This window comes from Streptomyces sp. NPDC029159 (genome assembly GCF_055564055.1).
Map to the genome: position 1 here is coordinate 35,778 of NZ_JBVHWT010000021.1, position 21,364 is coordinate 57,141.

20 protein-coding genes and 1 pseudogene are annotated in these 21,364 nt (G+C 71.5%); 15 read left to right on the top strand and 6 right to left on the bottom strand.

Annotated elements, in window-relative coordinates:
- Window positions 1-7 precede the first annotated feature (7 nt).
- Window positions 8-1,129, bottom strand: a complete 1,122-nt coding sequence (locus ACZ4U4_RS29190; protein WP_467880411.1) for a DMT family transporter — start codon at window positions 1,127-1,129, stop codon at window positions 8-10.
- Window positions 1,130-1,203: 74 nt separating this feature from the next.
- Between ACZ4U4_RS29190 and ACZ4U4_RS29195 the strand changes: the two genes are divergently transcribed.
- A complete protein-coding gene (locus ACZ4U4_RS29195; RefSeq protein WP_467880413.1) occupies window positions 1,204-2,154 on the top strand; it encodes a LysR family transcriptional regulator in 951 nt (316 codons plus the stop codon).
- A gap of 84 nt (window positions 2,155-2,238) precedes the next feature.
- Here ACZ4U4_RS29195 and ACZ4U4_RS29200 read toward each other — a convergent pair whose 3' ends face one another.
- Window positions 2,239-3,777, bottom strand: a complete 1,539-nt coding sequence (locus ACZ4U4_RS29200) for an acyl-CoA synthetase (RefSeq protein ID WP_467880416.1) — start codon at window positions 3,775-3,777, stop codon at window positions 2,239-2,241.
- Between the two features lie 337 nt (window positions 3,778-4,114).
- Window positions 4,115-4,609: a pyridoxamine 5'-phosphate oxidase family protein gene (locus tag ACZ4U4_RS29205; RefSeq protein ID WP_467880419.1), complete on the bottom strand. Its 495-nt coding sequence runs from the start codon at window positions 4,607-4,609 to the stop codon at window positions 4,115-4,117.
- A gap of 461 nt (window positions 4,610-5,070) precedes the next feature.
- Between ACZ4U4_RS29205 and ACZ4U4_RS29210 the strand changes: the two genes are divergently transcribed.
- Together ACZ4U4_RS29210 and ACZ4U4_RS29215 are read left to right on the top strand one after the other, a co-directional pair.
- Complete coding sequence (locus tag ACZ4U4_RS29210; protein WP_467880422.1) at window positions 5,071-5,739, top strand: cysteine hydrolase family protein; 669 nt, start codon at window positions 5,071-5,073, stop codon at window positions 5,737-5,739.
- 655 nt (window positions 5,740-6,394) lie between these two features.
- On the top strand, window positions 6,395-6,991 hold the full coding sequence (locus ACZ4U4_RS29215) for a restriction endonuclease (RefSeq protein ID WP_467880425.1): 597 nt from the start codon (window positions 6,395-6,397) through the stop codon (window positions 6,989-6,991).
- Between the two features lie 127 nt (window positions 6,992-7,118).
- On the opposite strand, the gene bla is transcribed toward ACZ4U4_RS29215, so the two are convergent.
- Window positions 7,119-8,039, bottom strand: a complete 921-nt coding sequence (gene bla / locus ACZ4U4_RS29220) for a class A beta-lactamase (RefSeq protein ID WP_467880427.1) — start codon at window positions 8,037-8,039, stop codon at window positions 7,119-7,121.
- A gap of 158 nt (window positions 8,040-8,197) precedes the next feature.
- Between bla and ACZ4U4_RS29225 the strand changes: the two genes are divergently transcribed.
- The 8 genes from ACZ4U4_RS29225 to ACZ4U4_RS29260 all read left to right on the top strand — a co-directional run bounded on the left by ACZ4U4_RS29225 (window position 8,198) and on the right by ACZ4U4_RS29260 (window position 15,840).
- Window positions 8,198-9,091 carry a LysR family transcriptional regulator gene (locus ACZ4U4_RS29225; protein WP_467880430.1) on the top strand — a complete coding sequence of 298 codons (894 nt, stop codon included), beginning with the start codon at window positions 8,198-8,200 and terminating at the stop codon, window positions 9,089-9,091.
- A gap of 192 nt (window positions 9,092-9,283) precedes the next feature.
- A complete protein-coding gene (locus ACZ4U4_RS29230) occupies window positions 9,284-10,186 on the top strand; it encodes a serine hydrolase (protein WP_467880433.1) in 903 nt (300 codons plus the stop codon).
- 891 nt (window positions 10,187-11,077) lie between these two features.
- Complete coding sequence (locus ACZ4U4_RS29235; RefSeq protein ID WP_467880435.1) at window positions 11,078-11,905, top strand: HipA family kinase; 828 nt, start codon at window positions 11,078-11,080, stop codon at window positions 11,903-11,905.
- On the top strand, window positions 11,902-12,297 hold the full coding sequence (locus tag ACZ4U4_RS29240; protein ID WP_467880438.1) for a DUF3037 domain-containing protein: 396 nt from the start codon (window positions 11,902-11,904) through the stop codon (window positions 12,295-12,297). Before ACZ4U4_RS29235 ends, ACZ4U4_RS29240 begins: the two co-directional genes overlap by 4 nt.
- A 246-nt stretch (window positions 12,298-12,543) precedes the next feature.
- Window positions 12,544-13,308 (top strand): 3-oxoacyl-ACP reductase FabG, encoded by a 765-nt coding sequence (gene fabG / locus ACZ4U4_RS29245; protein WP_467880441.1) that lies wholly within the window; start codon window positions 12,544-12,546, stop codon window positions 13,306-13,308.
- 29 nt (window positions 13,309-13,337) lie between these two features.
- A complete protein-coding gene (locus ACZ4U4_RS29250) occupies window positions 13,338-14,108 on the top strand; it encodes an SDR family oxidoreductase (RefSeq protein ID WP_467880444.1) in 771 nt (256 codons plus the stop codon).
- A 212-nt stretch (window positions 14,109-14,320) separates the two neighbouring features.
- Window positions 14,321-15,001 carry a uracil-DNA glycosylase gene (locus tag ACZ4U4_RS29255; RefSeq protein ID WP_467880447.1) on the top strand — a complete coding sequence of 227 codons (681 nt, stop codon included), beginning with the start codon at window positions 14,321-14,323 and terminating at the stop codon, window positions 14,999-15,001.
- 176 nt (window positions 15,002-15,177) lie between these two features.
- Window positions 15,178-15,840: a hypothetical protein gene (locus tag ACZ4U4_RS29260; RefSeq protein ID WP_467880449.1), complete on the top strand. Its 663-nt coding sequence runs from the start codon at window positions 15,178-15,180 to the stop codon at window positions 15,838-15,840.
- A gap of 83 nt (window positions 15,841-15,923) precedes the next feature.
- On the opposite strand, the gene ACZ4U4_RS29265 is transcribed toward ACZ4U4_RS29260, so the two are convergent.
- Window positions 15,924-16,382, bottom strand: a complete 459-nt coding sequence (locus ACZ4U4_RS29265; protein WP_467880451.1) for a hypothetical protein — start codon at window positions 16,380-16,382, stop codon at window positions 15,924-15,926.
- Between the two features lie 312 nt (window positions 16,383-16,694).
- On the opposite strand from ACZ4U4_RS29265, the gene ACZ4U4_RS29270 reads away from it, so the two are divergent.
- The 4 genes and pseudogenes from ACZ4U4_RS29270 to ACZ4U4_RS29285 form a co-directional block, all read left to right on the top strand.
- Window positions 16,695-17,618 (top strand): Gfo/Idh/MocA family protein, encoded by a 924-nt coding sequence (locus ACZ4U4_RS29270; protein ID WP_467880454.1) that lies wholly within the window; start codon window positions 16,695-16,697, stop codon window positions 17,616-17,618.
- A 69-nt stretch (window positions 17,619-17,687) separates the two neighbouring features.
- On the top strand, window positions 17,688-17,912 hold the full coding sequence (locus tag ACZ4U4_RS29275) for a class I SAM-dependent methyltransferase (protein ID WP_467880457.1): 225 nt from the start codon (window positions 17,688-17,690) through the stop codon (window positions 17,910-17,912).
- 578 nt (window positions 17,913-18,490) lie between these two features.
- Window positions 18,491-19,390 (top strand): collagen-like domain-containing protein, encoded by a 900-nt coding sequence (locus tag ACZ4U4_RS29280; RefSeq protein ID WP_467880460.1) that lies wholly within the window; start codon window positions 18,491-18,493, stop codon window positions 19,388-19,390.
- Between the two features lie 210 nt (window positions 19,391-19,600).
- A pseudogene (locus ACZ4U4_RS29285) lies at window positions 19,601-19,735 on the top strand (gfo/Idh/MocA family oxidoreductase); the annotation flags it as partial.
- On the opposite strand, the gene lnt reads toward ACZ4U4_RS29285, so the two are convergent.
- Entirely contained in the window at window positions 19,701-21,260 is a 1,560-nt protein-coding gene (gene lnt, locus ACZ4U4_RS29290; RefSeq protein WP_467880463.1) for an apolipoprotein N-acyltransferase, read from the bottom strand. The pseudogene ACZ4U4_RS29285 and the gene lnt sit on opposite strands and share 35 nt — an antisense overlap.
- Window positions 21,261-21,364 lie beyond the last annotated feature (104 nt).

Below are 21,364 nucleotides of genomic sequence, written 5' to 3' on the forward strand. Positions count from 1 at the left end.
CCGTCGGTCAGCGTTCTTCCGGCGTCCCGCCTGCCAGAGCCGCATCGGGAAGAAGCACGGGTGCACCGGACTGCGGTGCGACGGGCGGATCGGTGGGGGAGACGTCTGCGTGTACGGCAGTGCCGGTCTGCTCCGTGGCGCGCGGAGGCGTTGCGGAGGGGCCCGGGCCCGAGGCCACGACAGGTGAAGGGGCGGAGCGGCGCGGCTTGCTCTGGGTGAGGGCGGCGCCGGCGAGCACGATCAGGGCGCCGACCGGCGTGTTCCAGCTGAGTTGCTCACCCAACAGCACCACCCCCGCGGCCGTGGCGATCACGGGGATGAAGTAGGTGACCATCTGCGCGGTGGTGGGGCCGATTTCGGCGACCAGCCCGTACTGCACCAGGAACGCGAGGCCGGTGCCTAGTGTGCCGAGCGCGATCACGGAGAGCACGGGCCAGAGGGGGAAGGAGGTCGGAGTGCTGGTGAAGAGCGGCGTGACCACCGCGAGCTGTGCGGTTGCCAGCAGCAGCTGTGCGCTGGAGACGGAGAGGTGGGAGTCCTGGGCCCCGCCGAGGGTGCGGCGCACGTAGATCCAGCCGATCGGGTAGCACAGGGAGGCGCCGAGAGCCATGGCGGTGCCCGTCAGATCCGTGCCCGTGAAGCCCTGCCAGGCACCCAGCACGGTCAGAACGCCCAGGAACCCCACGCCCAGACCAGCTACCCGACGGCGCGTGGGGCGGTCCTCGGACAGGGCGACCACCGACAGGGCCATGCCCCACAGCGGCGAGGTGGCGTTGCAGATGCCGGCCAGTGTGGAGGGAATGGTCAGCTCGGCGAAGGCGAAGAGCGAGAAGGGGAGTGCGTTCAGAAAGAGCGCCGCCACCGTCAGGTGCGCCCAGGTCCGCACCGAGCGCGGTAGCCGCTGACGCTTCACGACGAGCACGACCAGCAGCACCGCGGCGCCGCACGCCACCCTGCCGAGGGTCACCTGGAGCGGCGCGAAGCCCTCTGTGCCGACCTTGATGAAGAGAAAGCTGAAGCCCCAGATCAAGGCCAGAACTGCGAAGCGCAGCCGCCAGCCGGTGGGCGAGGAGGTGGCTGTTGAAGTAGGGGCGACGGCGCGCGTCGCGCGAGAGGCGGTGGTGCTCATGCGCACCACGATGAGCTGTCCAACGTCGTAGCACAAGCGAGAATGTATGGGGGGTATCGCTTAGCATTGCTTACATGTTGAACCTCGATCGCCTCCGGACGCTGAATGCGGTGGCGCGGCACGGATCGGTGAGTGCGGCGGCTGAAGGGCTGCATGTGACGACATCGGCCGTCTCCCAGCAGATCGCCAAGCTGGAGCGGGAAACCGGGCAGCAGCTGCTGGCGAAGAACGGTCGTGGTGTCCGCCTGACCGACGCGGGCCGCTTGCTCGCCGATCATGCGGCCCGCATCCTGTCCCAGGTCGAGTTGGCGGAGGCGGAGCTGGAGGCGCGTCGCGGCCAAGCCGTCGGGGAGCTTCGGCTCGGCGCCTTTCCGACCGCCGCCCGAGGGCTCTTCCCGCCCGCGCTCGTGAGGCTGAGCCGAGCCCACCCGCAGCTCCGCTCCCGCCTGACGGAGATGGAGCCGGACGAATCGGTGCGGGGAGTGGTGCGTGGAGACATCGACCTCGCGGTCGTACTGGACTGGTACAACCGCCCGCTCTCCCTGCCCGACGGTCTCGCCAAGGCTCCGCTGCTGGACGATCCGGCGGATGTGGCGATGCCCTCGAACCATGCGCTGGCCCGCCGCCGCACCGTCGAGCTGGAGGATTTCTCCGACGACGCCTGGATCTCCTGGCCGCAGGGGGAGTTCTGCCATGACTGGCTGATGTTCACCCTGCGCAGCAAGGGCGTCGAGCCGCGCATCGCGCACATGGCCGAGGAGCACCACACCCAACTCGCCCTGATCGCCGCAGGCCTGGGCGTGGCGGTCGCGCCACGTCTGGGGCGCGGTCCGGTTCCGGAAGGGGTGAGCGTGGTGCCGGTGGGGCACGCCATGCGTCGCCATGTCTATGCGATCTGGCGCGCGGACGCGGACCGCCGCCCCTCCATCCGCGCTGCCGTCAACGCTCTGCAGACGGCGGGCAAGGAGGTGGAAGGAGCGGCGGATCCTTTCTCGGCCGGCCGCCCGGGCGGCGGAAGCGGATGAACGGCGGGGTGCTGTGGACACCACGCAGCCCGGAGACGTGCCGCCCAGCACCGAGCGGTGCCGGGGAAGCTGCGGACCGAGTTGTCACCTGCCCAGTTGACGCTTGAGGATCTTTCCCATGTCGTTGCGCGGGAGCGCGTCCAGGAAATGCACGGTGCGCGGCCGTTTGTGCGGGGCCAGTTGGCGGGCGACGTGGTCGGACAGCTCATCGGCGGAGGGCTGCGCGCCATCGGGCGTCATGACCACCCAGGCGACGATCCGCTCGCCGAGGTCGTCATCCGGCTCACCGGTGACGGCCGCCTCGGCCACCGCGGGATGCGCCAGCAGCACATTCTCGATCTCGCCGGCGCCGATCTTGTATCCGCCGCTCTTGATGAGGTCGGTCGCCTTCCGGCCGACGATGCGGTAATTGCCGTCGGCGTCCCGTACCGCCATGTCGCCGGTACGGAACCACCCGCCGTCGAACGCCTCGGCGGTCGCGTCCGGGCGGTTGAGGTACTCGACGAAGAGGTTCGGGCCGCGCACCTGGATCTCGCCCACCGTTTCGCCGTCGTCGCCCTCGATGACCTGGCCCGTCTCGTCGACCAGGCGGAGATAGACGCCGGGGAGCGGCACCCCGACCGAACCGGTGGCCGGAGGCCCGTCCGCCCGCACGCTGGTGTTCATCAGCGTTTCCGACATGCCGTACCGCTCGATCACCCGGCGGCCGCACGCCGCGGTGATGCGTGTGTGGTCGGTGAGCGGCAGCGCCGCCGACCCGGAGACCAGCAACCGTGCAGCGCCCAATGCCTTGGCGAGCGCCGGATCGTCACCGGCCTCCACAGCGAGACGGTGGTACATCGTCGGCACGCCGAAGAACATCGTCCCGCCGTCGGACAGGCCGCGGGACACCCCCTCCGACGTGAAGCGGCCCAGATGGTGGAGGCTGCCGCCACGCCGCAGCGGTCCCAGGACGCCGAGGATGAGGCCGTGGACGTGGAAGAGCGGAAGGGCGTGGACGAGCACATCGTCGGCCGTCCACTGCCAGGCGTCCTCCAGCGCGTCGAGGGTGTGCGCGAGGGCGCGGCGGGGCAGCACGACCCCCTTGGGCGGTCCCGTGGTGCCGGAGGTGTAGACGATCAGAGCCGGAGCTTCTTCTCCTGGTTCGTGCGGGAGTACCGGCACTTTGTGGGGAGCCGAGGCGCTCGATTCCCGAGTCGGATCCGGTTCGCTCGCCGACCCGCCGTCCGCGATGATCTGGCCTGTCTCCGGCGCGGATGGCTGCTCGGCGGTGCCGATTCTGACATCGAGACGGGGGAGCACGGCGAGGGCATCGGGCAATGCGGCGCCCGGTTCGGTGAGGACGAGGTCGGGCGAGCTGTCCGCCACGATGTGGGCCAACTCGCTCGCACCGATTTTGGGGTTCACCGGAATCGCCGGCACCCCGGCCAGGAGCGCCGCGACCACGGCCACCGATGTCTCCAGGGTCGGGGTCGCCCACACCGCGACGCGCGTCCGGCCGCCGAGACGCTCGGCGAGCGGAACGGCGGCTGCGCCGAGTTGGCGGTAATTCAGCCGGCGCTCGCCGAAGCGCAGCGCCGGTGCGGAAGAACCGTCACGCAGCGCGGGGAAGAACACGTTCACCGCAACTCCTCCATCCTCGTCGGCGCCCGGCGGCAGAGGGCCGCGGCTACCGACTGACCGCCGCGGCCGACATGGCGCGGACGGGTCCTGTCGAGCTGACCCCTCAACTGTCGCAGAGACCACTGACATCGCATGCACAAGGCGGCAGTTGCGCCCTGCCGGCTCGGCTCGTGCCGAGGGCGGTTCAGGGGCGAGTCAGGGAAATCCCCGAGCCGGATCGGGGATTTCCCTGATGAAGGGCGACAGCGTCAGAACTTAGCTTGAAGGCATGAGAGAAACCGAGATGCGACGAGCAACACGCTTGCCCGGACTGGATGAAGGGGCGGTGCGAGTGCGGTCAGCCGGTCGGCATTTTCCGGAAGTCCCAGGAGACGGCGGAGTCCGGGACGAGACGCAGCCAGGCATGACGTCCGTCGTGCGGCATGCTCTCCATACCGAAGTACTTGAACGCGAAGAGCTGCTCGGGAGCATCGAGTGCCGGGCACGGCTGACCGGTACGCGGCGCCTCCCCGACGAACACGGCCCGGCCGGACAGTTCGACGCCGCGCAGCTCACCGTATGCCTCGCCGTCGTCGATCACCACGGAGATCCGAGGGTCGTCCCGCAGTTGCCTCCACCGCTTGCTGCGGGTGAGCGAATACAGCCAGAGCGCGGTGCCGTCCCAGACGAACCACAGCGCGCCGACGTGCGGAGCGCCGTCCCCGCTCACGGTGGCGACGCGACAGGTTCGCTGCGCGGTGAGAAAGGCGTCGCGCTCGTCCGCCGTCATCATGATCCGACGCCCGCGCCGCTGGGTGTCAGCGGTGCCGCCGTCATTCGTGGTCTCCGTCATCGATGAATCGCCTCCGTCTTGGCCGTCGACTTGAGGTGGGCTGTGCAGTGAGTAGTAGGGGGTGGTCGGGAAGTTCGTGACATCCGCGCTTGATGTCGGCCTGGGGTCCGACGCAGGGCCGGGTGGTGTGTCGGGCTTGACTGGGACGCCGCAGTCACGCGTGGTACATCCGTCGGCCAGCACGGGCCGATCGCCGATGCCGGCCAGACCGCCATGAGCGGGCTCGTGCCCCTGCCCCGTATCGACCCCGTACGGAAATGACGCGGCGTTCCTTGCGCCGTTGATCCTTCGAACCTTGTCAATTGAAAACTGATGCAGCGTCAGGAATGATGCGGGCGCGCGAGACCGGATGCAAGGGCATGCGGTGAGGTCTCCGGTGGGCCAGGTGAGGTCGGGGAACGAGCCTGGACCGCCGGGGAGCCGCTCCGGAGGTCGCTGAGCGCGCGAAGGGTGGGGTGGGGATGGTTGTGGATGCGCGGCTGATGGCGCAAGTGGATCCGGCGACCACGGTGTTGCTCACGGTGGAATGCCAGCGGGGCGTGGTGGGCACGGACAGTGCGCTGCCGGAACTTGCCGCCGCCGCACGGGAGTCAGGGGCGCTGGGTAATGTGGCGCGGCTGGTCGACGCGGCGCACGGGTCCGGAGTGCAGGTGGTGCATGCGCTCGCGGTGCGGCGCCCGGACGGCCGGGGGGCCAGCCGCAACGCCAGATTGTTCCGGGCCGCCGAGCGGTTGCCCGTACAGCAGGTCATGGGCACCTCCGCGGCCCAGGTCGCCGCGCCGATAGCGGTCTCGGAGGACGACCTCGTGGTGCAACGGCTGCACGGCCTGTCGCCGCTGGCCGGTACGGATGTCGACGCCCTGCTGCGCAACCTCGGCTGCCGCACAGTGGTGATCGCTGGAGTGTCGGCGAATGTGGCGATCCCGAATACCGTGTTCGACGCGGTCAATGCCGGATATCTGGCAGTGGTGCCCGAGGACGCGATCGCGGGTGTGCCCGCCGCGTACGTTCCTGAGCTGGTCCGTCACTCCCTGGCTCTGGTGGCCACGGTGACCCGGACCGTTGACGTGGTGGCGTGCTGGGGAGGGCCGCAGCGGCCCGTTGAGAGTACTGATGCAAGCCCTGTGTAGAGCTGAAAGCGACCGGTGAGGAGGTGAGGTGGCCGTGGGAGCGTGGCCAGGTCCCCTGGCATGTCCATGGGTCAGGCCGAGACCATAGGCGACCTGGACGTAGTTCGCACTCGTCGCCTGCGAGGCGACGTCGAGCAGGTAGCACACCAGCAGGTAGGGCCGGCCTGGAGCGGCGCGGAGGTCCGGCCGGGCGGCAGGCTACGTAGGTCGGGTACCGGCACCTCGCTGACGGCATGGCCGCCGGGGGGGGGAAGGCGCGGCGCCCCTAGGGAAACACGCGACCTTCTCGGCCAAGGGGCGCAGGGGCGGTGGTGAGTTCGGTAACTGCCGCTGATTGCACGGCCGTTCAGATCGGCCGCCATCCCACAGGATGCGAGGGTGGTGAAGGGCGGCAACCAGGTCGGCCGGGGGCGACAACCAGCCAACGTGAAGGGCTTTCCGCCGGTCGGATGTAGGGGCCCAGCACACTGCAGGGATTGCCCGGCAGGCGCCCGACCGGATGCGGCCTGCCTCCGTCGAAGCGGGGAGACCGATGGCTGCACCGGTACGACGACGTATCTCGACCCGTAGTCGTCGGGGCGGTGGTGTGCGAAGGCCCTCCGCCACCCGCCGTCGGCCGGTTGCGCGGGCCCGGCGGCGTACCGTGCGGCGGCAGATGCGTGAGGCCACCCCGGGGCGCCTCGCCGGTGCTGTGGGGGTGCTCCTCGTCGTGATCGCGGTGATCCGGGCGTATCCCGTCCTCTGCGGTCTCCTCGCGGTCCTGGTGCTCGGGGCGATCGTGACCGTCCACCAGGTACGCGGCGGCAGCTTTCCGGGACCGAAGGTGCGTGCCGACGCCCGTACGGGTGCCACGCACAGCATCGCGGTGTATCAGCACATGAGCGGTAGCCAGTTCGAACATGCCATCGCGGATCTCGCGCGTCGGGATCCGGGGGTCCGCGCGGCCACGGTGTCCGGGGGCGCCAACGACCGGGCGCTCGATGTCCTCGTACAGCTCACCGACGGCCGTCGGATCGCGGTCCAGTGCAAGCGGTTCGCGGCGGGAAATCGGGTGGGCGCGCCCGTCGTGTACGAGGTGAACGGGACCTACCGCGCCTACCACCGCTGCGATATCGCGCTCATCGTCACGACCAGCGACTTCACTCAGGACGCACGGCGGGCCAACGCCGAACTCGACCACCCGCTGCGCCTCGTCGACGGCCGGGCGCTGGGCCGGTGGGCCGCCGATGGACGCCCGCCCTGGTACCCGTAGGGCGAGCGGAGGACGGCCACTTCCGGGCAGAGCATGGGCAGTGCCCGGGCGGGGCCACACCTCGTTCCGGTGCGACCCCGCGTGCATGGTGCGATCCTCCTTGCTGGCAGCCGCCGGCGGCCTTCGGTCACTTCAGGGTGCGGGCGACCACCGACGCGGCCTCGGCAATGATCTTGTCCTCGGGGGTGGCGTCCTCCGCCTTGTGGCTGGACAGGATCGACACGACGATGGGGGAGGAGTGCTCGGGCCACAGGACGGCGATGTCGTTGCGGGTGCCGTAGTTGCTGCCCATGCCGGTCTTGTCGCCGACCACCCAACCCTTGGGCACACCCGCCCGGATGAGGGTGTCGCCCGTGGTGTTGGTCCGCAGCCAGGTGGTGAGCTGGGTGCGCTCCGCCGGGCGCAGCGCCTCGCCGAGGACGTAGGCACGCAGATCCTTGGCCAGGGCCCGGGGCGTGGTCGTATCGCGGGTGGACTTCGGGTCCCAGGTGCTGAGCAGCGGCTCGAGGCGTTCCATCCGCGTCACATGATCGCCCTGCTTCTTCAGCGCCGCATTGAGGCCCTTGGGCCCGCCGAGCTTGTCGAACAGCAGATTTGCGGCGGTGTTGTCGCTGTAGCGGACGGCGGCGTCGCACAGCGCGCGGAGCGTCATACCGGTCTTGACGTGCTTCTCCGTGACGGGGGAGTTGGGGACCAGGTCGTCCTGGGAATAGCGGACCACGTCGTTCATCCCGTTCAGCGTGCGCTGCTTCAGGACCTCCCCGGCGGCCAGCGCCTTGAACGTCGAGTTGAAGGGGAAGCGTTCGCCGTCGCGGTAGGCGACCTCGCGGCCGGTCCCGGTGTCGATGGCGTAGACGCCCAGCCGTGCGGAGAACTTCCGCTCCAGCTGCTTCAGGTCCTGGGCGAACGGGCGGGCGGCGGATGGCGTCGCCTTCGGGGACGCCGATGCCTCCGCCTCGGCGCTGCCGGCGCCGCAGGCGACGAGCGGGACGAGGAGAAGCGCGGCGAGCGCGCCGCGAGCGGCACCCCGGGTACGGGACGGCTGCATGGTCTGACCTCCTGGCGCCTTGAGGGCAGGGCGCATCGGGGACGGGCGGGCCCGTCCCGGTGGGTGATCGGGATTGTGCAGCCACTCTTGCCCCCGCCCGTCATGCGGTCCAATACGCCGACGCGCGGTTCCATGCGGATCTGGCATAGAGTCCCGCCGTGGATCTGGTGGGAGCGTGCAGTGCATTCGTCAGCGTCAGCGAGCGCGGCAGTTTCACCGTGGGGGCGGCGGCCGCGCGGATGTCGCAGTCGGTGGCGAGCCGGCGCGTTGCCGCGCTGGAGGAGCACTTCGGGGAGAAGCTGTTCGAGCGCACCGCACGGCGCGCGGTGCTGACCGCGTTCGGCCGCGAGATGCTGCCTGTCGCCCGGCAACTCGTCCAGGCCGCCGAGGTGCTGCTGCACGAAGCGGAGGCCGCCCGCAGCCGGCCGTGGCGGCTCGCGGTCCCCGCCGTCTGCCCGACCGCCGACCGGGCCCGCCTCGTCGCGGAGGCGCGTGGGCACGGCATCACCCTCGACCTGCGTCCCGAGGCCCCGGCGCGGCGGCAGGAACTCCTCCACGCCCACCAGGTGCGCGCCGGAGTGCTCGCCGTGCCGCCGGACGGCGCGCCCTGGACGGTGCTGCTCGGCCTCGCCGCCGCGGACGGATCCGGTCCACGCCGCGTCCACCTCGAAACGCTGCGGGTGGGCCGCGCCGCCACCGGCCCGGCCCGGCGTGTCTGGATCCAGCCGGAGGACGACGTGCCGCACATCCGCGATCCGCTCACCCGGCTGCGGGACGCGGTGGGGCTGCGGCCGGCCCAGCTCGTTACCGCGAGTGATCTGACGACGGCGGCAGCCGAGGTCCTGACCAGCCGGGACCTGCTGCTCTGCTCCCCGGCGCAGGCCACGGAACTGGACCTGCACTGGCGGCCGCTCGGCGGGATCACGCTGGCCCGCGGCTATGCGCTCGCCGCCGCGGAGGGCTCCGGAAGACACATGGAGGCCCGGCTGGGCGATGCCCTCGCCCGCTGCCTCGGCGCCGACCGTGCCACCGGCACCAGGGCGGCCTCATGAGATCCGATCACGCGGACGGCGGCGACGTCCGGACCGGCCGGTTGCGCCCCTCGGACCGTCCCGTGCCGATCAGCGCCTGACCCTCTCCTCGGCGGTTCGCCTGAAGCCGTCGCCGCCCCGCCCTCCCGCAGGCCCCGGCGCCCACCGCCCGGAGCGCTCCACCGTCCCCGCCCCTACCGCTCGGAGTCGTCCATGAATACCGAAGCGTTGCTGCGCGAGCTGCGTCGTGACCTGCACGACGGCGGGTTGCACGGCTGTCTCCTCGTCCGTGATCTGCACACGGGCGAGGAGGTGGGGATCGAGCCGGACGCTCAGCTGCCCGTGGCCTCACTGGTCAAGGTGCCGCTGGCGCTGGCGACGATCGAGCGCATCCGGCGGGGCGAACTCGACGGCGCGACGATGCTGGACGTGGCACCGGGCCGGATCGCCACGCCCGGCCCCACCGGGCTGAGCCGCTTCCGGCATCCCGTACGGATAGCCCTCGACGATCTGCTCTACCTCAGTACCTGCGTGAGCGACGGGACGGCCGCCGACGCGCTGTTCGGCCTCACCCCGCCCAGCCGGGTCGCCGCGATTCTCCAGGAGTTCGGCCTGGTCGGGATCACCGTCCGGCACGGGATGCGCGAGCTGTCCGAGACGCCCGAGGAGCGGTTCGACGCCGGGCAGGCCCATCTGGCGCACGCCCTCGCCATCGACGCGGGCACCAGTGGCCGCGGCCACCGCGTACCGCAGCTCGACACCACCCGCGCCAACACCGGCAGCGCCCGTGCCTATGTCGATCTGCTCCAGGCGCTGTGGACGCCGTCGGTGATCGCGCCGGAGGTCGCCGGGCGTGTCCGGGAGCTGATGAGCCACCATCTGCTCCGGCACCGCCTCGCGCCGGACTTCAGCTCCGATGCCACGACCTGGTCCTCCAAGACCGGAACGTTGCTCAACCTCCGGCACGAGGCAGGGGTGGTCGAGCACGCCGACGGGCAGATCTTCGCGGTCGCCGTCCTCACCGAGTCGCTGGTCCCGGCGAGCGCCCAGCCCGGCGCCGAAGCCCTCATGGGCCAGGTGGCCCGCCGCCTCCGGGATCACCTGCGGGAGCTCTGAGCCCGAGGGGCAGCCCGGCCTGCGGCACCCGCCGCACCTTCTCTGAGCTGCATGGATCGACACCAGCAAAGCAACAGCAGCATGTCGTCGGAGCGTCGGAGCGCCGGAACTCCCCGACGGCGCCGACGAGTTCTGATCAGCCAAGCCCCCGCCGCATCGCCCCCGGAAGCCCCCGGGACGGCGGCGCCCGGCGCACCCGCGTACCACTCCGCTCCACGACCGGGCCTCCACGCGCCCCGCGGATCCGCCCGGGGGCCGGAAACAGCCTCCCCGCACGTCCCGCACCCCGTGCTCACATGGGCGGAAGAGGGAAATCGCCACGGACGGGACGAGGAATACCGTGAAGAAACGCCTCTCGGCGACGGCTGTTTCCCTTTCACCGGCCGGTCGGTCTCCAACCAGAGCAGGTTCGTGACGACCTTCTACAGCGACATGGGCTGCTACGGCGAGACCTTCAAGCTCAAGCCGGGCACGTACTCGGCCAAGACTCCCTGGAAGGTTGTCAGCGTCAGCTACTGACGCCCCGGGTGTCGCATCCCCTCGGCGGCGAGCCCGCCGCGTAAGGACGGAGCCCTGCCGAGGAGATCCGGCAGGGCGCCGTCGATCGCCGCGCAGCGGAGGCCCGCCATCGGTCGGCCGTCCGCGGGCCGGACGCCGCGGTCGGGAGTGGCAGTTGGAGCACGGTCACGGCGTCGGACGCCTGCCCCGAGAGGCGGCCGAGGTACCCGGAGGCAAGGCTGCACGGCCGTTCGTCGGACTGCTCGGGGATGGGAATGAGGGCTGTCGGGAAACTCCCGGGATTCCCCCGAGGGGCGATCCGGGGCATTCGGGTTTCCGGTCGCGATGCCGGTCCGTCGATTCTCAGGTGCGCATGCCGTATAGCCTGGGGAAATGTTGACCGAAGTCATCGCGACCCGCTACGTCACGCCGTTGCGTGAAGGCGGGTCGCTGCCGGGGATCGTCGAGGCCGACGACTGCGGCACGTATGTCATGAAATTCACCGGTGCGGGGCAGGGGCGGAAGACCCTGATCGCCGAGATCATCTGTGGGCAGTTGGCGCGGCGGCTGGGTCTGCGGGTGCCGGAGCTGGTGCAGATGCAGCTCGACCCGGTGATCGGCCTGAGCGAGCCCGACCAGGAGGTCCAGGAGCTGCTCAGGGCGAGCGGCGGGCTCAACCTCGGAATGGACTACCTCCCGGGATCCCTCGGCTTCGACCCGCTCGCGTTCGAGGTGGGCGCGCGCGAGGCGGGCCGTGTGGTGTGGTTCGACGCGTTGATCAACAACGTCGACCGGTCCTGGCGGAACCCGAACCTCCTGGTCTGGCACGGCAAGTTGTGGCTGATCGACCACGGCGCCACGATGATCTGGCACCACAACTGGCCGGGCGCGGAGAAGGCCGCGGTCAAGCCGTACGACGCGACCGACCACGTGCTGGCCACCTTCGCGCCCGATCTCACCTCGGCCGCCGCGGAGTTCGCCCCGCAGATCACCGAGGAACTGCTCACCGAGGTCACCGCGGACGTCCCCGACGAGTGGCTGGCCGACGAGCCCGGCTTCGCCTCCCCGGACGAGGTGCGCGCCGCGTACGTCCGGGCACTGCTGGCCCGCGCCGAGGTGATCGGCGACCACATCACCCTGGGGGAACGCACCCCGGACGGACCGTCCCGGGCGCCGGAGTGGCTGGCCGGCAAGCTCCCTGCGCGGAGGGCAGTGAAGTGACCGGACTGCACAACGGGCGCGATGTCTTCGAGTACGCGCTCCTCAAGGTGGTGCCCCGCGTCGAACGCGGCGAGATGATCAACGCCGGGGTGGTCGTCTACTGCCACGCCCACCGCTTCGTCGAGGCCCGTACCCATCTGGACGAAGCGCGGCTGCTCGCCCTCGACCCGGCCGCCGACGTGGAGGGCGTACGCGCCGCCCTCAGCGCCGTCGAGGGTGTCTGCCACGGCGGCGCGCTGGCGGGCCAGGCGGCGGGGGACGACGCCGGGCGCCGCTTCCGCTGGCTGATCGCGCCGCGCAGCACCGTCGTCCAGCCGGGCCCGGTGCACACCGGCCTGACCTGCGACCCCACCGGCGAGGCCGGACGGTTGCTGGAGCTGCTGGTGCGCTGAGCCGCAGAAGGACCGGCGAGGAAGCCGGAGCGGGGCCATGGGCCGCGCTCCGGCTTTTCCCATGGGCGGGTGGTCGTGCGCGGGTGAGGTGCGTAACGGCGCGGCGATGGGCGTTGACAGGGGGTGGCCGGGCTTCTAGCGTCACCGGTGCTGGAGATACTAAGCGGTTGCTCACTACGGGCACGGTGCGGCACACCGCTTGTCGAGGCTGGATTTCGAGGCTTTACGAGGTTAGGGAGCACCCGCATGTCCACCACCACCGAGCAGCGCGTCGCCATCGTGACGGGCGCGGCCCGCGGCATCGGCGCCGCCACCGCGGTCCGGCTGGCCGCCGAGGGCCGCGCCGTCGCCGTACTCGACCTCGACGAGGCGGCCTGCAAGGACACCGTCGACACCATCACCGCGGCCGGTGGCCGGGCCCTCGCCGTGGGCTGCGACGTCTCGGACGCCGCGCAGGTCGAGGCGGCCGTGGCGCGCGTCGCCGCCGAACTCGGCGCGCCCACCGTCCTCGTCAACAACGCCGGTGTCCTCCGCGACAACCTGCTGTTCAAGATGAGCGACAGCGACTGGGACACCGTCATGAACGTGCACCTGCGGGGCGCGTTCCTGATGGCGCGCGCCTGCCAGAAGCACATGGTGGACGCCGGGTTCGGCCGCGTCGTCAACCTCTCCTCCAGCTCCGCGCTCGGCAACCGCGGCCAGGTCAACTACTCCGCCGCCAAGGCCGGTCTCCAGGGCTTCACCAAGACCCTCGCCATCGAGCTCGGCAAGTTCGGCATCACCGCCAACGCCGTCGCCCCCGGCTTCATCGCCACCGACATGACCGCCGCCACCGCCGAGCGCGTCGGCATGGGCTTCGAGGACTTCCAGGCGGCGGCCGCCACCCAGATCCCGGTGCGGCGCGTCGGCGAGCCGGCGGACATCGCCAACGCCATCGCCTTCTTCACCGGCGACGCGGCCGGCTTCGTCTCCGGCCAGGTCATGTACGTCGCCGGCGGACCGCTCAACTGACCGCACCACCCCACCGGGAGAAACGACACATGACCGAGCAGCACAACGCGCTCCCCGCCCTCTCCGGCAAGGTGGCGCTGATCACCGGCGCCAGCCGCGGTATCGGCTACGGCATCGCCGAGACGCTGGTGGCCCGCGGGGACCGGGTGGTCATCACCGGCCGCAACGAGGACGCCCTCAAGGAGGCCGTCGAGCGGCTCGGCGCGGAGCGCGCGATCGGCGTCGCGGGCAAGGCGCACGACGAGGCCCACCAGGCCGTCGCCGTCGAGCGGGCGATGGAGATCTTCGGCCGCATCGACTACCTCGTCAACAACGCCGGGACGAACCCGGTCTTCGGCCCGATCGCCGATCTCGACCTCGGCGTCGCCCGCAAGGTCTTCGAGACCAATGTGATCTCCGCCCTCGGCTTCGCCCAGCGCACCTGGCACGCCTGGCAGAAGGAGAACGGCGGCGCGATCGTCAACATCGCCTCCATGGCCGGGATCGGCGCCTCGCCGTTCATCGGCGCGTACGGCATGAGCAAGGCGGCGATGGTCAACCTCTCCCTGCAACTCGCGCACGAGTTCGCGCCCGTGGTCCGGGTCAACTCCATCGCACCCGCGGTGATCAAGACGAAGTTCGCCGCGGCGCTCTACGAGAACCGCGAGGAGGAGGTCGTGGCCTCCTACCCCATGGGGCGGCTGGGCGTGCCGGAGGACATCGGGGGCGCCGCCGCGTTCCTGCTCTCCGACGCATCCGGCTGGATCACCGGCCAGACCCTCGTCGTCGACGGCGGGCTCCTCCTCAACTCCGGGGTGTAGCGGGGCGACGGCCGGGACGCCCGGCCACCTCAGCGGCGGGACGCCGGTCACTGCGGGCCGGCGTCCCGCGTCTTTTCCCTGGTCAGGAGGGTGGGATGAGGGCCGCGGGGTGCCGTCCGGCCCCGGCCGGTCACCGCGCGTTGCCGCGTTGTCAGTGGTCGCCGGTAGGTTCTGGAGTGCGAGTTACGGAACGCACAACGGAGGTTGTTCACGTGGTCACCGACACGCTGCCCGAGTCCTGGCGCGGCGCCCTCGGCGAAGAGCTGGCGAAGCCCTACGTCAAGGAGCTTGCCGACTTCGTGGCGCAGGAGCGGGCCCAGGGGCCGGTCTACCCGCCGCGCGACGAGGTCTTCGCGGCGCTGGAGGCCACGCCGTACGACCAGGTGAAGGTCCTCATCCTCGGCCAGGACCCGTACCACGGCGCAGGCCAGGGCCACGGGCTGTGCTTCTCCGTGCAGCCCGGCGTCAAGACCCCGCCGTCGCTGCGGAACATCTACAAGGAGATGAAGGAGGAGCTGGGCCACCCCGTGCCGGACAACGGCTATCTGATGCCGTGGGCCCGCCAGGGCGTCCTGCTGCTCAACGCCGTGCTCACCGTCCGGGAGGGCGAGGCCAACTCCCACAAGGGCAAGGGCTGGGAGAAGATCACCGACGCCGTCATCCGCGCCGTCGACGCCCGCCCCGATCCGGCGGTCTTCGTCCTGTGGGGCAATTACGCGAAGAAGAAGCTGCCGCTGATCGACCAGGACCGCCATGCGGTGGTGCAGGGCGCGCACCCCTCGCCGCTGTCCGCCAAGAAGTTCTTCGGCTCCCGCCCGTTCACCCAGATCAACGAGGCGGTCGCGGCCCAGGGCCACACCCCGATCGACTGGCGCATCCCCGACCTGGGCTGACCGGCCCGGGCCCGGTCCGGCGCGTCGGCGGGCGGGGCCGGTGCGCGGTGTACCCCGAGCGGCTTCCGTGGGCGTCCGGGCGTGGCGCCCACACCGCGCGGGGGCGGCGCCCGGCGGTTAGCGTCGGGAAGCAGCGGCGGGTGGCGAGGCCGCAGCGGACCGATGTGGGAGCGAGCGTGACGGAGCGGCAGCAGGAGCGGACGGTCGAGGGCGGCGTCCCGACCCGGATCGGCCAGGCGGTCATGCTGCACCGCGCCGGAGACCGCGAAGAGGCCCGCAACCGCCTCGCCGCCCTCTGGCACGAACTCGGCCCGTCCGCCGACCCCCTCCACCGCTGCACCCTCGCCCACTACCTCGCCGCCACCCAGGACACCCCGCAGGCCCGCCTGACCTGGGACCTCACTGCTCTGGAGGCGGCGGAGGGGTTCGTCACGACCGGACGGGCCCGCCGGATGCCGGAGGGTGGGGGCGACGAGCCGTGCACCGGGCCGTACGGGGGAGAGGCGGGAGCGGCGGGGACCGGCGTGTCGGGGGTGGCCGGAGCCGGGCGGAAGGCCGACGGCCCGGGCCGCGACGACACCCGGAGCGAGGGCAGTGAGCCCCGGGCCGCCGTCACCACCGACCGGGCGCTCGCCGCCCTCCGGGCGCTCTTCCCCGCGCTGCATCTGAGCCTGGTCGCCGACTACGCCGCGCTGGCCCGCCCCGGGGACGCCCGGACACACCTGCTGCGGGCCCGAACCTGGGCCGCCGCCCTGCCCGACGGCGCCCACCGCCAGACCCTGTACGCCGACATCGATCGCCTCGGGGCACGGCTGGACGGCGGCCCGGGCCGGGGCTGACCGGGCCGCCGTCCAGCCGGACCGGCTCCCGGTCCGGGCGCCGCCGAAGCGCGCCGCACCGCCGTCGCTCCCGGCCCGCCGCGTCAGCCGTACGTCTGCCGGCAGATCCGCAGCGCCGCGCCGTCGCCCTGCCAGCGGCCGTACTTCCGTCCCAGGGCGCACAGTTCCGCACCGGCCGACAGGCCGTCGCCGAGGCGCGGCAGCCGGGAGGGCACGGGCGGCGCGGGCACGTGCTCCCGGTGGGACGCGGGCGGGGGCAGCGGCCGGGCGCCGCCCGTACCGCCGTGGGCCCCGCCGTAGTGGTGCGGGAACCCGCCGGGCGGCGGCGTGGCCCGGCCGGCGGCGTCGGACCGCCGGGGCGCCGGTTGCGTGGTCACCGGCCCGATCCGGCCCTGCGGGGGCAACGGCGCGGCCGGATCGGGCCGGCCGGTGGGGGCGGGAGGCGTCGGATGATGGCCCGTCGGGACCGGTCGGGAGGGGAGCGTCACGCAGCCGGTGGTGGTCGCCGCGACCACCACAGAGAGGACCACGAGAGCGGACAAACGGTGCATCCTTGCAGCTTTTCCCGGCCCGGACGGGCGTGGGAAGTCCCCGCAGGGGTGATCGCGCGCGCCCCGGGGCGACGCGAGGAGCCGTCGGCTCGCCGGGAGCGCCGCCGGGCCGGGAGCACGCTCCGGCACCCGGGCCGCCCCGCCGCCCGGCCGGACCCGAGCCCCTCGTCCCCGGCCTCCCCGCCCCACCACCCCGCTCCGTAAACTCCGGACGGAGAGCCGGGCACGGGACAGAAGGACGACCGGGCACGGGGCATTCAGACGGCCGTGCAGCGGGCGGGCCGTCCGGGACAGGGAGCGCGTATGAAGGTCGGTTGCATAGGGCTCGGCGACATCGCCCGGAAGGCATATCTGCCGGTCCTCGCCGCGCGGCCCGGGGTGGAGCTGCATCTGCAGACCCGTACGCCGGCCACTCTCCGGCAGGTCGCCGACGCCCACCGGATCCCCGCCGCGCAGTGCCACGCCGATCTGGACGCGCTCCTCGCCGCGGGCCTCGACGCCGTGTTCGTGCACGCCCCGACCGCCGCGCACCCGGAGATCGTCGCCCGGCTGCTGGACGCCGGGGTGCCCACCTATGTCGACAAACCGCTCGCGTACGAGCTGGCCGACTCCCGCCGTCTCGTCGGCCTCGCCGAGAAGCGCGGCGTGGGCCTCGCCGTCGGCTTCAACCGCCGCCACGCCCCCGGATACGCCGACTGCCTCGCCCACCCCCGCGAGCTGATCCTGCTGCAGAAGAACCGCGTCGGGATGCCCGAGGACCCGCGGACGATGGTGCTCGACGACTTCATCCATGTCGTGGACAGCTTGCGTTTCCTGGTGCCGGGCGAGGTCGAGCACATCGACGTCCGCGCCCGGATCCGTGACGGGCTGATGGACCATGTCGTCCTGCAGCTCTCCGGCGGTAGCTGCTCCCAAGCGCGATCCGGCTTCACGGCGATCGGGATCATGAACCGTCTGAGCGGGTCCGCCGAGGAACGGCTCGAAGTCTCCGGACAGGACGCAAAGCGCGAGGTCGTGAACCTTGCCGAGGTCATCGACCACAAGGGGCAGCCGACCCTTCGCCGCCGCGGCGATTGGGTATCGGTCGCCCGGCAGCGGGGCATCGAGCAAGCGGTGCTGGCGTTTCTCGACTCGGTGCGCGCCGGCGAGGTCCTCAGCGCCGCTGACGCCTTGAAGACTCACGAGCTGTGCGAGCGCATCGTGCGCGATGTGACCGAGGGCGTCTGATCGATCGTTTCAGAACGTGGTCGCCGTGGCCCGGCGCGATCACCCGGTCTGCGGTTCGAGGTGGGCTCGATGACGGACCTGGGCCTCCCTGCCGCCTCGGTGGCCGGGCTGTTGGCCTGGCAGTCGTTGATCCACATTCCCGACGACGAGGTGCCGTCCGTGATCGGGCACTTCCATCGGGCGCTGCGGCCGGGTGGGCTGCTGGCTGCGCGATGCCGGATTCGAGGTCGAGGCCCAGGTGCTGCTGGTCCCCGAGGAGAAAGCGTCGCAAGCGATTCTCTTTGTACGGTGTAACTGATCGCTTGCGTACGGTGCGCTGATTTCCGCCAGGGATTGCTTGAAATGGCCTGCGGTCTCATCTGTATCCGCCGTCTGTGCATCTCATTCCGAATTGATCAGTGAGCCGCTATGATCGCCGACGCGGAAAATGGTGCGGTGCGCGAGGCAAGTAATCCGGGCTGGGGGCGGAGTGCGTGTGGAGGTCCCCGTGGTGACGAGGGTCTCTCGTTATTGTTGCGGGCGTCGTGAATTCCGTTTCCGCCTGGAAGTCGCTGTGCGTGAGGATTTCGGGGTCACTGCATCAACTTGTAATTCACTCCCCCGGGTTAAAACCCTATGCTTCCGACGTGTTGATGAATGGTCGATGGCCGTAGGGGTATAAAGGTGGATGAGTGTGATGCGTAGCGATTTTGACGTCGACGCCCCATCCGGTTAACAGATTTCATTTTCGGGGATGCACCGGTCCGGCCGCACGTAATTCTTCCCTGCACCTTCGGCGTGCCGCTCTTCTCTGGCCTCTGCTCCCCGCGTCGCATGCGGGAGCGCTGCCTGTGCGCACCGCGTGTCCCTAGCGTCCGCCTGAAGGAGGAAGTATGGCCACGCCTACCGATCGGAATTCTCCCCTTCTTGTTTTCTTCGGGGATCCGCTTTACCCGGGTGTGCACACCAAGATCATCGTCTACTGGCCGACGCCGGTAGGCGGCGGAGAAGTTGAATACCGCGGCGACGTCGTCGCCGGCCGTCCAGGTTCCTGGCACGGTCTCACGCCTATTTCCGGAGACTGCTGCTGGGTAGGGGATTTCGAGGTGTCTCCCCATGCCTCCCCGTGCGAGGCGGAACTGACGCTCAGGAAGGTGACGGAATGCCGACGCATCACCGTCACGGTCTCCATCACGATCAAAGACCCCCCTCGCGGGGTGCCGGGACCTCGCGGCGAGAAAGGTGACACCGGACCGCGCGGCAGAAAAGGGGATAAGGGAGACGAGGGGGAGCGGGGCGAGAAGGGTGACCGAGGTGATCCTGGACCTCGCGGGGAGAAAGGCGACCCAGGGGAAAAGGGAAGCAAGGGGGAAAAGGGAGGGAGGGGCGATCCCGGCCGGGACGGGGAGAAAGGAGAGCGGGGAGACAAGGGCGACCCGGGTCAACGAGGCCGGAAAGGCGACAAGGGAGAACGGGGCGAGCCGGGTCCCAAAGGCGACAGGGGTGACAAAGGCGATGATGGTGAGCCCGGCCTCCGGGGTGAGTCGGGTGTGCAAGGAGAGCGCGGTGACCCCGGATCTCCCGGCCGGGACGGTGAAGCGGGTGAGCGGGGCGACGCGGGAGAGCCCGGCCCCCGAGGTGAGCAGGGTGACCCCGGCCCCAAGGGCGACCCCGGCCCCCGTGGCGACAAAGGTGAAAAGGGGGACAAGGGGGAACCCCCGGATCCCGGCTCCCTCGAGGAGATGGTCTGCACCATCATCAAGCGCATGGTGAGCGGAATGGAATGCCCGTGAAGCGCAGGACAGGCGCCGAACTGCCGTAAGTTCTGCCTTTCGACCCGGCGTCGAGATCAGATGAGGGTGCCGGGGCGGCGGAGCGCGGCTTGGTCGGTCATCACGAGTGTGTCGGTTCGTGTGGCCAGGCCGCGCCACTGGTTGAGGCGATTGATGCATCGCTCGACGGCGTTCCGCTGTGCAGACACTGCCCGGCGACGGCTTCACGTCATCGAACAGGCGGTGCCGGCCTTCCGCGACGCCGTACGGGCCGGGGAGCGGCCGTCCGCGCAGGACGCGCCGCGCACCCACGAGCTGTGCGAACGGATCGTCACCGGCGCGCTCGCGCGGACCACTGGAGCCTGACCCGCCGCACCGCCACCGGCGCGCCCGCCAGGACCAGCGCCGCCATGGCCGCGTACACCGGCCAGTCGCCCAGCCGGGTGTACGGACTGGTGCCGTGGGCGAGCGGTACGTCGTAGACGGCGGCGGCGCTGCGGTCGGTGGACAGCCGTTCGCCGACCGGTTCGCCCCGGGGGCCGTAGACCGCGCTGATGCCGGTGAGCGTGGCGTGCACCATCGGGCGCCAGGTCTCGGCGGCCCGCAGTGCACCGAGCGAGGCGTGCTGGGCGGGCGCCCAGCTGTCCTGGAACGACGAGGTCGACGACTGCGCGACCAGTATCCGTGCACCGTCGGCGGCCAGGCTCCGGCTCATGTCGGGGAACGCCGTCTCGAAGCAGATCAGCGGGCCGATCGGCAGGCCGTGCGCGGCGGGCAGGTCCATCACCACCTGGTGGGTGCCGCGCATCCGGTCGGTGGCCGCCGCCTTGCCCACATGGGTGGCCCAGCCCAGCAGCGGCCGGGCCGGGATCGCCTCACCGAACGGCACCAGCCGCATCTTGGCGTACCGGTCACCGGTCGGCCCGTCCGGCCCCACCAGCACCGCGCTCTTGTAGACCCCGGGCCGTCCGGCGCGCGGTGCGTCCACCCCGACGAGCAGATCGGCGCCGGTGCTCCGCGACAGCGCGGCGAGCCGCCCGGCCAGCGCCGGATCGTCCGCCGGATCGCGGGTCAGACTGCTCTCGCCCCAGACCACCAGGCGCACGCCCCGGCCCGCCAGCTGCCGGGTCAGCGCCTCGCTGCGTGCCAGCCGCGCGCCGGGGCCGCCGTCCGGGCCCGGCTGGACGATCGCGATCCGCGCGCTGCCGCCGGGCCGCGGCACCGGCGCGGCGTACCAGACGGCCGTCACCGCCAGGGCGCAGACCAGCAGCGCGGCGACGGCGACCGGGCGGGACCGGCGGAGGGCGATCAGCTGGGCCAGTGCGGTGTTCACCCCGACGATCACCAGGCTGACCAGCCAGATCCCGCCCAGGGAGGCGAGCCGCAGGGCGGGCGGCACCTGCCACTGCCCGGCGCCGAGCAGCCCCCACGGGCCGCCCAACTGCTCCCAGGACCGGATCAGTTCCACCATCAGCCAGCCGGACGGCACCAGCGCCAGGGCGGCCAGGGAGCGCCGTGTCCCCGGGGCGCCGCCCAGCAGCGTCCGCACCAGCGGCCCCCACGGCGCCCACAACGCACCCAGCAGCGCCGCCAGCACCACCAGGAACACGTGGAGGCTCGGCAGCAGCCAGTGGTGCACCGCCACCATGAACCCGATGCCGCCGAGCCACCCCTCCAGCGCCGCCCGCCGGTTCGTCGGCGCCGTCCGCAGCAGCAACAGCCACGGGACGAGGGAGACGTACGCGGTCCACCACAGGGACGGGGCGGGGAAGGCAAGGGCCGGGAGCGTGCCGCACAGCAGCGCGGCGCCGGCCCGCAGCCACCGGGACCGGGGGCGGCGCGCGGCCACCGCGTCGGTCGGCGCGGTGGTGGTGGCACTGGGTGTGGCCATGCGTTTCCCCTCCGGCGATGCCGTCCGGGCCCGTTCCGCTCGCGGGCGACGCGGCCAGTCTGCGCGCTCCGGCCCGGCACGGACAGGGGGCGGCGGCGATCCCC